The organism is Aeromonas sp. 600948, from assembly GCF_049174875.1.
Taxonomy (GTDB): Bacteria; Pseudomonadota; Gammaproteobacteria; order Enterobacterales; family Aeromonadaceae; genus Aeromonas; species Aeromonas veronii_A.
Genome location: NZ_JAAKTY010000026.1, coordinates 1 through 12,935, shown reverse-complemented (window position 1 = coordinate 12,935; position 12,935 = coordinate 1). Strand labels below are relative to the sequence as shown.

General features: G+C 60.5%; 14 protein-coding genes and 1 tRNA gene. 8 read left to right on the top strand and 7 right to left on the bottom strand.

All coding sequences use genetic code 11. The features are described from left to right. Nucleotides 1-35 precede the first annotated feature (35 nt). Complete coding sequence (gene msrB / locus G5182_RS17855) at nucleotides 36-422, top strand: peptide-methionine (R)-S-oxide reductase MsrB (protein WP_040068248.1); 387 nt, start codon at nucleotides 36-38, stop codon at nucleotides 420-422. A 72-nt stretch (nucleotides 423-494) separates the two neighbouring features. On the opposite strand, the gene chrA is transcribed toward msrB, so the two are convergent. Then, nucleotides 495-1,646 carry a chromate efflux transporter gene (gene chrA, locus G5182_RS17850; RefSeq protein ID WP_408082998.1) on the bottom strand — a complete coding sequence of 384 codons (1,152 nt, stop codon included), beginning with the start codon at nucleotides 1,644-1,646 and terminating at the stop codon, nucleotides 495-497. A gap of 82 nt (nucleotides 1,647-1,728) precedes the next feature. After that, the gene (locus G5182_RS17845) at nucleotides 1,729-2,175 is read right to left on the bottom strand and encodes a nucleotide triphosphate diphosphatase NUDT15 (RefSeq protein WP_064339420.1); all 447 of its coding nucleotides are present in this window, start codon (nucleotides 2,173-2,175) and stop codon (nucleotides 1,729-1,731) included. Nucleotides 2,176-2,381: 206 nt separating this feature from the next. Here G5182_RS17845 and G5182_RS17840 point away from each other — a divergent pair, with 206 nt between their 5' ends. Beyond that, on the top strand, nucleotides 2,382-2,609 hold the full coding sequence (locus G5182_RS17840; RefSeq protein ID WP_216952052.1) for a hypothetical protein: 228 nt from the start codon (nucleotides 2,382-2,384) through the stop codon (nucleotides 2,607-2,609). A 145-nt stretch (nucleotides 2,610-2,754) separates the two neighbouring features. Continuing rightward, a complete protein-coding gene (locus G5182_RS17835; protein ID WP_421254596.1) occupies nucleotides 2,755-3,072 on the top strand; it encodes a hypothetical protein in 318 nt (105 codons plus the stop codon). Nucleotides 3,073-3,203: 131 nt separating this feature from the next. Here the strand turns inward: G5182_RS17835 and G5182_RS17830 are convergent, their stop codons facing one another. Both G5182_RS17830 and G5182_RS17825 read right to left on the bottom strand, forming a co-directional pair. After that, nucleotides 3,204-3,680 (bottom strand): Lrp/AsnC family transcriptional regulator, encoded by a 477-nt coding sequence (locus tag G5182_RS17830; protein WP_005304871.1) that lies wholly within the window; start codon nucleotides 3,678-3,680, stop codon nucleotides 3,204-3,206. 311 nt (nucleotides 3,681-3,991) lie between these two features. Next, nucleotides 3,992-4,615 carry a helix-turn-helix transcriptional regulator gene (locus tag G5182_RS17825; protein WP_123172359.1) on the bottom strand — a complete coding sequence of 208 codons (624 nt, stop codon included), beginning with the start codon at nucleotides 4,613-4,615 and terminating at the stop codon, nucleotides 3,992-3,994. Nucleotides 4,616-4,721: 106 nt separating this feature from the next. Between G5182_RS17825 and G5182_RS17820 the strand changes: the two genes are divergently transcribed. Together G5182_RS17820 and G5182_RS17815 are read left to right on the top strand one after the other, a co-directional pair. Next, nucleotides 4,722-5,951, top strand: coding sequence for an MFS transporter (locus G5182_RS17820; protein WP_227341403.1), 1,230 nt, complete (start codon nucleotides 4,722-4,724; stop codon nucleotides 5,949-5,951). A 110-nt stretch (nucleotides 5,952-6,061) separates the two neighbouring features. Continuing rightward, nucleotides 6,062-6,880, top strand: coding sequence for a Cof-type HAD-IIB family hydrolase (locus tag G5182_RS17815; RefSeq protein WP_111900214.1), 819 nt, complete (start codon nucleotides 6,062-6,064; stop codon nucleotides 6,878-6,880). Between the two features lie 51 nt (nucleotides 6,881-6,931). Here G5182_RS17815 and G5182_RS17810 read toward each other — a convergent pair whose 3' ends face one another. Next, entirely contained in the window at nucleotides 6,932-7,495 is a 564-nt protein-coding gene (locus G5182_RS17810) for a DUF2799 domain-containing protein (protein ID WP_201958289.1), read from the bottom strand. A gap of 207 nt (nucleotides 7,496-7,702) precedes the next feature. On the opposite strand from G5182_RS17810, the gene G5182_RS17805 reads away from it, so the two are divergent. Beyond that, on the top strand, nucleotides 7,703-8,542 hold the full coding sequence (locus G5182_RS17805; protein WP_421254595.1) for an isopenicillin N synthase family dioxygenase: 840 nt from the start codon (nucleotides 7,703-7,705) through the stop codon (nucleotides 8,540-8,542). A 212-nt stretch (nucleotides 8,543-8,754) separates the two neighbouring features. After that, on the top strand, nucleotides 8,755-10,068 hold the full coding sequence (locus G5182_RS17800; RefSeq protein WP_421254594.1) for a sodium-dependent transporter: 1,314 nt from the start codon (nucleotides 8,755-8,757) through the stop codon (nucleotides 10,066-10,068). A 3-nt stretch (nucleotides 10,069-10,071) separates the two neighbouring features. Here G5182_RS17800 and G5182_RS17795 read toward each other — a convergent pair whose 3' ends face one another. Beyond that, nucleotides 10,072-10,791 carry a substrate-binding periplasmic protein gene (locus G5182_RS17795; RefSeq protein WP_421254593.1) on the bottom strand — a complete coding sequence of 240 codons (720 nt, stop codon included), beginning with the start codon at nucleotides 10,789-10,791 and terminating at the stop codon, nucleotides 10,072-10,074. A gap of 431 nt (nucleotides 10,792-11,222) precedes the next feature. Between G5182_RS17795 and G5182_RS17790 the strand changes: the two genes are divergently transcribed. Beyond that, on the top strand, nucleotides 11,223-12,536 hold the full coding sequence (locus tag G5182_RS17790; RefSeq protein WP_421206853.1) for a sodium-dependent transporter: 1,314 nt from the start codon (nucleotides 11,223-11,225) through the stop codon (nucleotides 12,534-12,536). Between the two features lie 322 nt (nucleotides 12,537-12,858). Here G5182_RS17790 and G5182_RS17785 read toward each other — a convergent pair. Continuing rightward, nucleotides 12,859-12,934, bottom strand: a tRNA-Val gene (locus G5182_RS17785). Nucleotide 12,935 lies beyond the last annotated feature (1 nt).

Below are 12,935 nucleotides of genomic sequence, written 5' to 3'. Positions count from 1 at the left end.
ATGCTGGGCTCCGGTATGGATGGCAAGGAGTCGGTATGAGCAGTAACAATCCGGAACAGTGGCGCAGCAAACTGACCGCCGAGCAGTTTCACGTCTGCTGGGAGAAGGGCACCGAGCGCCCCTACAGCGGCGCCCTGCTCCACAATCGCAAGAGCGGCGACTACCTCTGTGTCTGCTGCAAGAGCGTGCTGTTTCACTCAGGAGCCAAGTTTGATTCCGGCTGCGGCTGGCCCTCGTTCGACAAGGCCATCGAGGGGACGGTGGAGTACACCGAGGACAACAGCCACGGCATGAAGCGAGTGGAGATCACCTGCCGCCAGTGCGGCTCTCATCTCGGTCATGTCTTCCCCGACGGACCGACCGAGACCGGCCAGCGCTACTGCGTCAACAGCCTGAGTCTGGATTTCGATCCCGACGCTTAAGCGGCTGACCCATTGCAATAAAACCGGCGCCTCCATCACGGAGGCGTCGTTTTTATCGGGATTTCACCGGCTTCACGCCAGCAGGATAGCAGCCATCACCAGCAGGGCCGCAATGGCCGGTATCGGCAGCTTCAACACACGCAGCAGATAAAAGCCGATGGCCGCCAGCGCCAGATCGGTCGGCGCCAGCACCGCGCTCTGCCACACCGGCTGATAGAGCGCCGCCAGCAACAAGCCCACCACGGCAGCATTGATGCCGGTGACGGCCCCCGCCAGACGGGGCTGGGCCAGCCACTGTTGCCAGCAGGGGCCCACCGCCCAGAGCAGCAGAAAGCCGGGTGCAAAGAGCGCCAGGGTCGCCAACAGGGCCCCGCTCATCGGCATTTCTGGCTGCAACTGGGCGCCAAGATAGGTGGCAAGGGTAAACATGGGGCCCGGCACCAACTGCGCCAGGCTGTAACCGGTCAGAAACTGCTGCTCGTTGAGAGTGTGTCCCACGCTCTCTTGCAGTAGCGGCAGCACCACATGACCACCGCCAAACACCAGACTACCGGCGCGATAGAAGTCGGCAACCAGCTGGCCAAGCGGGCTGCTGAGCAGCGGCAGACCGATAAAAAGGATGCCAAACAGCAGCAGGGTCGGCCAATGGGGCTGACTGCTGGCGGCAGAAGGTAGCTCGGCGGAGGCTGGCACACTACCCGCCCCGCTCTGGCTGCGGGCGCAGATCAACGCCGCTCCCGCCAGCATCAACAGTTGAGTCAGCAGACCGGGCTGCCACCAGAGTGCGGCAGCGGTCACCACCATAATCCCTTGGGTCATTCCAGTGGCACAGAACTGACGACTCATGGTGAACACCGCATCGGCCACCACGATAAGCGCCAGCAGCTTGAGGCCGTGCAAAGCCGCATCGAGCCACAGATTGCTGCCCAGCTGGCCGATGCCGATCGCGGCCGCCAGTAGCAGCAGAAATGAGGGCAGCGTGAAGCCAAGAAAAGCTGAGAGCGCCCCGCCCAGACCGGCGCGATGACGACCGATGGCGAAACCAAGCTGGCTGGAGGCGGGCCCCGGCAGCAGTTGGCACAGCGCCAGCAAGCGGGCAAATTCGGCCTGTGTCAGCCAGCCAAGCCGCTGGACGAAGGTGCGCTGGAAATAGCCGATATGAGCGGCCGGACCACCAAAGCTGATGCAGCCCAGCCATAAAAACTGAATAAATACCTGTCCCACGCTCTTCTCCCTCATCCCTCTTCTCCCGATGGAGAGGGGATATTATGACAGCGCGATGATCGTTTTATGACAATCAGACTGATTAGGCCGACACCATGGGCATATCACCCGGCAAATAGCAGCGTCCCGCCAGCCAGCAGGCGATGGACTGACGGCTGGCGTCGAAATGGGGCTCGGGCAACGCGCGCGGATCGCACCAGACCCAGCCTTCGCACTTCTCCGGCTCCAGCAGTTGCGGCTCACCATCGGCCTTAGCGTGCAGCGTCACCGAGATATAGTGCAGCCCGCTCTCGCGCCATGTCTCCAGATTGTTGGTCACCGCCACCACCTCGGGCCCGTGGATCTCAAGTCCCGTCTCCTCGGCCACCTCGCGGATCGCCGCCGACTCGAAGCTCTCCCCCAACTCCAGATGACCACCCGGGATCGACCAGTAGGGGGCATGGCTCCCTTTGCGTTTGCCAAGCAGCACCTGGCCTTGGGCGTTGGTCAGGATGACGCCGACCCCGACGCGGGGATAGAGAGTGGACATGAAAACGCTCCTTCAATCAGGCAATAAAACGGCCTCACCTTAGGCCCAAGGAGGGCACAGGGCAAGCCCCGGCTGCACGGCACCTGCGGCCGTCAGTGGTCCCCCCCCTTGCCCCTTAACCGGTTATCACTGATGCTGGGGAGTGAAGCCCGGATGGAGAGGTCATCCCCATCCTCTCAGTCCCCCATTACCCCGAGGAGTCCGCCATGAAAAAATTGCTCCCCCTGTGCGCCCTGCTGCTCACGGCTTGCCAAACCACGCCGCCCCCCAACTCGCTCGCCATCGATGATGCCGACGCCTGGCAGGCCATTTGCAAAGATGGCACCCGGGTTCGCGCCGTGGTGGCAGAGGGGATCTGTGGGGATCATCGTGGGGTAGCCATGTGGACGAATAAGCCAAGAGAGGAACGGATGGCAGAAGAAGCCGCCAAATAGTGTGATCTAGACACCATAAAATGACACTGCCGGCCAATTGGCCGGATTTTTTCGCGATCTCGCCAGCACTTTGCCACCTTGTTCATGGTGCGCTCAGTTTTCTGTTCCCATACTGGCCCTACAGTTCCAATAGAGGAGAGACAAGATGCAAACATCCATCGTCGGGCTCTCCATTCTGTGGGGGCTAGCCAGTTTTGGTGTTCAGGGGGATTTCATCGGGAGCCGTGATTCCGTTGCGCCATCCTGGCAAGCCGAGTCCAGAGTGGAGATGGAAGGTTATCTGATTGAATCGCTTGGCGAAGATCGCTGGCTGTTCGACAACGGCAGCGAGAGCCTGCTGGTCTCACTGCCCGAGGGGCAATGGGTGCCGACCGGCGAGCGGCTGCGGGTCAGCGGCGAACCGCTGCAGGAGCAGAGCGGCTGGCTGCTGCAGGTGGCAGACATCAGCCAGGTCAGCGTCTGACAGCGGCAGTCGCCCCGTCACCGCGACAGCTAATCCAGACCCGATAACCACTACCGAATAACCAAGAGCGAATAGCAAAAGAGGAGGCCAGTGGCCTCCTCTTTCTGTTTATATAAGCGGCTTGCGCGGGCTCACCCCAGATGGTTGAGCGGTAGTGCCGTCTTGTGCTTGATGCGACGCAGCACGAAGCTGGAGCGCACTCCGGTCACCCCCGGAATATGGGTCAGCTTGTCCAGCAGGAAGTGCTGATAGTGCTCCATGTCGCGCACCACCACCTTGAGCTGGTAGTCGGCATCATTACCGGTGATGAGATCACACTCCAGCACTTCGGGCAGTTCGCTGATGGCGCGATCGAAGTTTTCGAACCGCTCGGGCGTGTGTCTGTCCATGGAAATGTGAATGTAGGCGGTGAGGGTGAGGCCAAGCTGGCGGGCGTTGAGCAGAGTAACGTGGGTGTCGATGAGACCGGCATCCTCCAGCGCCTTGACCCGGCGGGAGCAGGGGGACGGCGAGAGCCCGACCAGCTCGGCCAGTTCCAGATTGCTGATGCGGCCATTCTCCTGCATCAGCTCGAGAATATGTCTGTCTATGCGATCAAGTTTCAGCATTTACCCTTCCTCGTTGCAATGACTAATCCACTTTTCCTAGATTAAGGGTGAACTATTGCAAAAACAACCGAAATAAGTGGTTACTTTGCAACCACTCACCGGCATGGGAGGGATACTATGATTACATCTTCCGGTGGCAAAGCAGATACCTGACCGGGTCTCTGCGGTGAAGGACCTTACCGGGTCAAGAGCCCCATCAGCCGTCTTACCTTATCGGGAAACGACGGGCTGGAACGAGAGAACCCCCTCCCCGAAGGCAACAAAGCAGGCATCCCGGCGCCTGCTTTGTTGTTTTTGGGCGTTTGATGAAATCAGAGCGCGGGCGGCGTGATGCGATAGAGGCAGCGATGCGCCCCCTCCAGCAGATATTGCTCCCGCTCCACCGTCGCCGGCGCCAGCAGCTGGCGAAACAGCGCCAGCTCGCTGCGACAGAAACCGCGGCAGGTACGCGCTGCCGCACAGATGGGGCAGTGGCTCTCCCACAGCAGCCAGCTACCATCCTCTTCGCGGAGGATCTCCGCCATGTAGCCCTCGCGAGTGCGCAGCTCCTTGAGCGCCGCCAGCCGGCCAGATAGACCATGGGACCCCAGCGCCTCCTGATAGCGAGCAAGCATTTGCTGCTCCCGCTGCTGGATCAGCCGCTCCATCCCCTCCTCGCCAAACAGCTCGCGCACGTTGTCGATCAGTTGCACGGTCAGGTCGCTATGGCTATCGGGGAAGCGCTGCCAGGCCTGCTCGGTGAGCTGCCACAGCCGCACGGGACGACCGCGCCCGCGCGCCTCGTCGCTGAATGTGACCCACCCCTCCTGCTCCAGCGTGAGCAGGTGCTGGCGGGCGCCCATGGAGGTCATCTGCAACTGCTCCCCCAGCGCGGCGGCGCTCTGCGGGCCATGGCTCTTGAGCAGAAACAGGATCTTGTCGGTGCTTGCGTTCATGATCTCATTATGGGGAGCGCTCTTTATTAAATCAACAATTCACTTTACTTAATCCCGTCTATGAATCAGTATAAATAAACCAATAACTTTATTTAATGGGTGCAACATGGAGAAACACGGGCACAAAAATCCCCTCTGGGTGCTGATCATGACGGTCACGCTGGCAGTTGCAGGTTTCAGTCTCCCCTCCCCGGTGTTGGCACCTTTGCTGCTGGATCCGGCCCACGGCATGCTGACGCCGGATGCCTCCGACTGGAGCCGCAAGGTTTGGCTGGGGGTCATCATGGGGCTCTATCCCCTGTTCCAGCTGGTGGGCAGTCCCTGGCTCGGTCGCCTCTCCGACCGCTATGGCCGCAAGCCACTGCTGTTGCTCTCGCTGGCGGGGGTACTGGCAGGCTATGCCCTGATGGCGTTAGGTATCGCCTGGCGCTCCATGTCATTGTTACTACTGGGGAGGGCTCTTGCAGGCCTATTCAGCGGTAATGTGGCAATCGTGCAAGCAATGGCAGCTGACCTGAGTACGACCCAGACCAAAGCGAGCAACTTCGCCAAAATCAGCATGGGGATCAATTTGGGCTGGGTGGTAGGACCGATGCTCGGTGGCTACGCCGCGGTGATCTCGGGGGATTACAGTCTGGCCGCCTGGCTGGCCGTCGTGATGACCCTGCTCAACCTGCTGCTGGTCTACTGGCTGATCCCCTATCGTCCACCGGTGGCGGCCGCCCGGCAGGCCCCGACCCTCTCCAGCCGCCAGCTATTGCTGCAACCGGCCCTGCTCCCCTACTTCGCGCTTACCCTGATCAGCTATGGCGCGGTGCAGCTCTATTTCACCTACTTCAATCTCTGGCTGGTGGAGCAGCGATCTTGGGATCCAGCCCAGTTGGCGCAAGCGGGTGTGCTGGTGAGCTTATCCATGATGGCGGGCTCCTGGCTGAGTGGCCGATTTGCTCGCCACTGGCGCGGCAGCACCCTCGGCATCGTCGGCCATCTAGTGATGGCGAGCGGTATGCTGCTCTTTATCCTGCCCGTGCACTGGTGGGGGCTGGCACTCACCTTCGTTCCGGCCGGCATCGGCATGAGCCTAGGAGGGCTGGCAATTTCTGTGGCGATCTCCAACCGTAGCCATGCCGAACAGCAGGGGCAAGCAATAGGGCTCTATCGTGGACTGACGGTTAGCAGCTCAATCCTGGCAGCCGTAGTGGGCAGTCTGGTGCTGCTGGCCGGTACCGAGTGGCCCTTCTATCTCGCCACCCTCTGCTCCCTTGCCAGTGCCGCCGGTTTCTATCTGCTGCGCCGCCGTGCCGACCGTCGTCAACAGCTGGCCAGCTGCACCTGAGCCACGAAGGGATCACAGTTCGGCGCTTCGGCCGCGGGCAAGACTTGCATCGGGGCGCCGGGTCTGGGACGGTAAGGCTCTTTGCGGATTTGTTCGATGCTGGAGGAGCTATGAGTGAGTACAAGGCCATCGCGCTCGATATGGATGGCACCCTGCTGACCCGGGATCACAAGATCTCGTCGGCCACCCGAGCCGCCCTGGCGCAAGCCCGCGCCCACGGCATCAAGGTGCTGCTGGTCACGGGGCGCCACTACATGACGGCGCGTCCCTTCCACCACGAGCTGGCACTCGATACCCCCCTCATCTGCAGCAATGGCGCCTATCTCTATGATCCGGTGCAGAACCGGATCCTCAGCGGCGACCCGCTGGCGGCCGCCCCGCTTACCGAGCTGCTAGCCGCGGTCGAGGCACAGCAGATGGGCGCCCTGTTCCACCTGAGCGAGGGCATTGGCTACATCGGCTGTGAAGAGCATGTCACCCGCATCCGCCACTGGTCGGCCAATCAGCCGGATCACCTCAAGATCGCCCTCCACCCGGTCGAGGAGCTGGCAGGCTGGCTCGACAACCCGGTCTGGAAGCTGGAGCTATTCAATCAGGATCCGGCACGCCTGCACACCTTTATGGGCGAGGTGGTCGAGCAGATGCCCTTTACCCGTGACTGGGCGGCCCCCTATGCGGTGGAGCTGGTACAGCCCGGTTGCAGCAAGGGCAACCGGCTGGCCCAGTGGGCTGCCAGCGAAGGGATTGCGATGGAGCAGGTGGTGGCGTTTGGTGACAACAACAACGACATCAGCATGTTCGAGCAAGTTGGGCTGGCGGTGGCAATGGGCAATGCGGCCCCGCAGATCCAGAGCCATGCCCACCGGGTCACGGCCGACCACAACGAAGATGGTATCGCACTGGCGCTGCAGCGCTGGGTACTGCCCTGATCTGACGGGATGCAACATGGCCAGCACGCGGGCTGGCCATGAAGAGAGGGATTAACCGCCGAAGGAGAACTGGATCACCCGATCCGGATAGCGCAGACGGTTGTACTCCCGGCGCAGGGATTCGTAGTGGCGAATGGCCCGATCGCGCTTGGCGCGGTAGTAGTCGCGCTGTTCCGTGTTGGTTTCGTTGCGGATGCTGCGCTCCAGCGTATCGATATCCCGCTCGGTACGCTCCAGCTCGTCGCTGATCTCCCGCAGGCGGGCGGCCAGTTTGTACTCTTCGTAGCCGCGTTGATACTGCTTGAGGAAGCTGGCGTCATTGGGGCATACCCCCAGATAGGCCTGCCCCTCCTTGCCCTTGCTGTAAGCCAGCTCGGGAATGCAGTAGAGCTCCAGCCCCTTGTCGTAGCCCCGTTTCCACTCGGCCTCATCCACTTTGAGGCCATATTCGCTGCAAGAAGAAACGTAGTCGCGGGTCGCCTGACGGGTTTTGCCTTCCGATCCATCCTGATAACCCAGGTTGTACCAACTCATGGTGCGGCACTCATCTTCTGACAGGGCACTGCATCCCGCCAGCAATACCGGCAGGGTCAGCAACAGGATTTTGAGGGACATGGACAGACTCCGGAAAAGATAGTGAGCGGCATTCTAGAGAGGATAAAAGGCCATAACAAGGGATGCGCTCCCATGCGGTCTGGCGCGGCTTATTTGATGTTTTTATCACTATTCAACGCCGTGCCGGACGGGGCGGCCAACCCGCTTTCCTTGTTATCAGGTGCAAGGTAAACTGCGCCATCTTTTAACTGGCGCGCAACAAAAACAATGAAAGTCCTGACCGTCGATTACCGCTCACCCGATGCGGCCCAACGCTTCACCGAATCCCTGCGAACCACCGGCTTTGGCGTGTTGACCAACCACCCTATTCCGAAAGAGCTGGTGCAGTCCATCTACGACAACTGGTATCGCTTCTTCATGAGTGAGCAGAAGCAGGATTTCCTGTTCAACCGCGAGACTCAGGATGGCTACTTCCCGCCGTCGGTCTCCGAGGTGGCCAAGGGCCATAGCCAGAAAGACATCAAGGAGTACTTCCACATCTACCCCTGGGGCCAGATGCCACAAGAGCTGAAAGAGCAGGCGATGGAGTACTATCGCCTCGCCAACGGTCTGGCCGCAGAGCTGCTGAGCTGGGTGGAGCAGTACACCCCGGCCGATATTGCCGCCAACTACAGCTGCCCGCTCTCCTCGATGATCGAAGAGAGCCAGAAGACCCTGCTGCGGGTGCTGCACTATCCGCCGTTCGATGGCACCGAGGAGCCGGGCGCCATCCGCGCCGCCGCCCACGAGGATATCAACCTGCTCACCATTCTGCCCGCCGCCAACGAGCCGGGGCTGCAGGTGAAGGGCTCCGATGGCGAATGGATGGACGTGCCGTGCAACTTTGGCACCCTCATCATCAATATCGGCGACATGCTGCAGGAGGCCTCTCGCGGCTACTACCCCTCCACCACCCACCGCGTCATCAACCCGACCGGGGGCAGTGCCGCCAAGTCGCGCATCTCGCTGCCGCTGTTCCTCCATCCGCGCCCGGATGTGGTGCTCTCCGAGCGCCATACCGCCCACAGCTACCTGATGGAGCGGCTGCGGGAGCTGGGGGTGATCTAGTCCCCCGACGAACAGTTGTCAGAGACCAAACCGGAGCAATCTCGCTCCGGTTTTTATTTGGTGGCAGGATTGGGCAAAAAACAGAATTAAATTAGCCAATTATGCCAATAAATTGCATTTACACCTGATAACCGTCGTAGTGATTGCGCCGTGACCTCCGTAACATGAGCGCCATTCTGCCCCTGCCCAAGGGGCGCTCGATTGGAGTTCTTATGAAGCAGTCCCAATGGTCATCCCGACTCGGCTACATCCTCGCCGCAGCGGGTTCCGCGGTCGGTATCGGCGCAATCTGGAAATTCCCCTATGTCACCGCCGTCAACGGCGGCGGCGCCTTCCTGCTGGTCTTTCTGCTCTTCAGCTTCACCCTGGGGGTTGCGGTACTGATGGGGGAAACCCTGCTCGGCAGCATGAGTCGCCGCGGGGTAGTCGGAGCCTTCTCCGATCTGCTCGGCAAACAGTGGCGCTGGGTTGGGGTAATGGGAGTGATCTCTACCCTTCTCATCTACTGCTTCTACAGCGTGGTGGGCGGCTGGACCCTGGGTTATACCGGCATGGCCCTCTCCGGTCAGCTCAACCATGGGGATGCGGCTGCTCTCACCGCCCGCTTCAATGACTATGTCAGCGGCGACGTCTGGCCAATCCTCACTCACCTGCTGTTTGCCGCCCTCACCTGGATGGTGGTGCAAGGGGGCATTCAGAAAGGGGTGGAGCGCACCCTGCGCTGGATGATGCCGGCTCTGTTCCTGATGATCCTGATGCTGGTCGCCTTTGGCCTCACCTTGCCCAATGCGATGGCGGGGGTTCGTCACTTCCTGATGCCCGACTTCAGCAAGCTGGGGATGTCCGGCGTGCTCGATGCCATGGGGCTGGCCTTCTTCTCCCTCTCCATCGGTCTGGGCATTCACACCACCTACGGCGCCTATCTGCCGACCAGCGAAGGGGTTGGTCGCTCAAGCCTCTGGGTGGTGCTGCTGGCCAGTATGGTGGCGGTACTGGCGGGCTTGATGATTTTCCCGGTGCTGGCCTCGACCGGTATCGACCCGGCCTCCGGCCCCGGTCTCACCTTTATGACCATGCCGGCAGTATTTCAGCTGCTGCCCTTCGGTCAGGTGCTTGAGGTGATCTTCTTCGCCCTGCTGGTCTTTGCGGCGCTCTCCTCGGCCATCTCCCTGCTGGAGCATTTGCAGTGCTTCCAGTGCGAGACCTGGGGCTGGTCACGCCGCACGGCCTGCAGCGCCATCACTGGATTCGTCATGGTTAGCGGTGTTCCGGTCAGCCTGTCGTTTGGCCCGCTGCAACACGCCACCCTGTTTGGCAAAACCATTTTCGAGTTGCTGGACTTTGTCACCTCCAACCTGATGATGCCGCTGTTCGGCCTGATGCTGACGCTGCTGCTGGGCTGGAAGCTGGGACGCAAGGCGTTGCCGCAAGGGATTGCCAGCCACTGGCATCACTTGCTGATGAACTGCTGGCGCTGGATTGCCCCCTTGCTGATCGGCGGGATCTTGATTCGCGGTCTGGTGTGACGGTTACTCTTCGCGGGCGGGCTCATCGGCCCGCCCCTGGGCGGCTCTGACGGCATCCAGGGCATGCTGCCAGCGGGTGATCTCGGCATCATCCGTTCCCTTGGAAAAGACGATATAGAGACCGGCCTGATGGAGCAGTACCCCACTGCTGACGATGCGGCGCCGGGATAACCCCATCTTGTCGAGGGTGGCCTCCATCACCAGCTCCGCCATCGGCAAGGCATCGATCTTGCCCAGCATCAGCCGCTCTATCGCCTCCCCGACCGTCTTGTAGCGCACCAGATTGGTGTAGCCCTCATGGGTCAGCCGCACATCATCGGCATTGCCCAGCACGACCCCCACTCTGGGCAGATCTCGCAACTGTGCCAGCGAGGTCAGCGGGTGGCGACTATCTGGCGCCTGATAGATAAAGACCCGATTGATAAAGAGCGGGCCAACCCATTTGAAATGGGACTCCCGCTCCGGGAGCCGCTGTACCACGAACAGTCCATAGCCGGGCTCGACCCGTGCCAACGCCAGCGCCCGCTTGAGCGGGTAAATCCGCACCGGATAACGGGTGCCAAGCTCCTCCTGCACCTCATCGATCAGGCGAATGGCAAATCCGTCGAGCTTGCCGTCGCGGTATTCGGTAAAGGGGGGTAAATCGTGACTCAGCAGGGTTAATCCGGGCTGCGCCGACACACTCAGGCTGATCAGTAACCAGGGCAGCATCATCCATCTCATACGACATCCTGTCTCATCGTTGTCCCCGTCAGTGCCATGTCGCGGTCACTAGTTCCAGAAGAAGCTACGTCGATTATCGCCCAGTAAATAGCCACAAGGTAGAAAAGATGCTACCCTGCGAGGTTCCCCACATTGAGTTGTACGTACAGTCAGAGTGGTGACAGCGGCACACATAAAAAATTTTTGATTTTATGTGTCAATTATTCTTTCCATGGTTTAGGCTGTTCCCTCATTCATTAGTCAGGTTGCCACCTCATGTCTGCCATCCTCGTGCTGTTTGGTCGATTTTTTAGCTCGCAAGAGAGGTGACCTTGCACGCACAGTTTTTCTGAATGTTCATTGCAAAGGTCGCCTCAGGCGGCCTTTTTTATGGTCTGTCGTTTATTGCTACAGAGGAGTATTGCTTCGATGTCGTGTTACCCGGAGGTTGTATGAGCCAGGTTCAGTGGTCTTCCCGTCTCGGTCATGTGCTGGCCGCAGCAGGCACAGCGATTGGCCTTGGTGCCATCTGGAAGTTTCCCTATGTGACCGCCACCAATGGCGGTGGCGCCTTCCTGCTGGTGTTTCTGCTGTTTAGCTTCACCCTGGGGGTAGCGGTACAGGTCGGCGAAACCCTGCTCGGCAGCCATAGCCAGCGCGGGGTGCTCGGCGCTTTTCGCAAACTGGTGGGGCCGAACTGGCGCTGGATGGGGTATATGGGGATCGCCTGCGGCTTCTTTATCTACAGCTTCTACAGCGTGGTGGGCGGCTGGACCGTGGGTTACGCCGCGCTGGCGATGGCTGGCAAGCTCAACCTGAGCGAGGGGAGTGCCCTCACCGCCCTGTTCAACGGCTATGTCAGCAACCCCTGGTGGCCGGTGCTGACCCATCTGATTTTCGCAGGCCTGACCTGGTGGTTCGTGCAGGGGGGTATTCAGAAAGGGGTTGAGCGGGCACTGCGCTGGATGATGCCCGCGCTCTTCATCATGATGTTGCTGCTGGTTGGGGTCGGTCTCTCCATGCCGGGCTCCATGGCGGGTGTACGCCAGCTGCTGCTGCCGGACTTCTCCATGCTGACCGGCCAGAGCGTGCTGGACGCGCTGGGACTGGCCTTCTTCTCCCTCTCCATCGGGCTAGGGGTACACACGACCTATGGCGCCTACCTGCCCAATAGCGAAGGGGTACTGCGCTCTGGGGTCTGGGTCGTCACCCTGGCAAGCCTGATCTCGGTGCTGGCGGGCTTGATGATCTTCCCGGCGCTGGCCTCCACCGGTATCGACCCTACCGCAGGGCCCGGGCTCACCTTTATGACCATGCCTGCCGTCTTCAGTCATCTGCCGTTCGGTCAGGGGCTGGGGGTGGTCTTCTTCCTATTGCTGCTGGTCGCTGCCCTCTCCTCCTCTATCTCCATGCTTGAGCATCTGGTGCGCTTTACCACCGAGGAGTGGGGCTGGTCGCGTCGTGGCGCCTGCCGGGTGTTGACCCTGCTCATCATGGCCTCCGGCATTCCGGTGAGTCTGTCGTTCGGCCCCTGGAGTGATCTGACCCTGTTTGGCAAGACCATCTTCGAGCTGCTCGACTATCTCACCTCCAACCTGATGATGCCGCTGTTTGGTCTGGTGCTGACCCTGCTGCTGGGCTGGCGACTGGGTCATGCCATATTGCCTGCGGGCCTGTCACCCGCCCTGCGTCTGGCGCTGCTCTGGTGCTGGCGCGTGGTGGCGCCGCTGCTGATCAGCGGGATCCTGATCCGCGGGATCATGTAACGCTTTGCGAATCCGTGCGGGCAGGCCTTGGCCTGCCCTTTTTATTGCTGGCGTTTGCTTTATTACAGGCGTTCATATAAGCAGCATCACGATGGACAGGAGTGAAGTCAGTGGCCGTCGAACAATCTCGGAAGAGCAGGATGAAGAAGGATCGGAGTGGCAGAGTGGCAGAGTGGCAGAGTGGCACATTAAGAGGTGGCGTTCGGCTCGCCACACCGGCAACAGAAGAAGTTGAAGTACTGAATTGCGGGCAAAAAAATCCCCATCTGAATGGGGACTTTCTCTGCAACCGCAGCTGATATCTCAGCCTCGCTTGCGAATATGGTGGTCGTTACTGGGATCGAACCAGTGACCCCCTCCTTGTAAGGGAGGTGCTCTCCCAGCTGAGCTAAACGACCT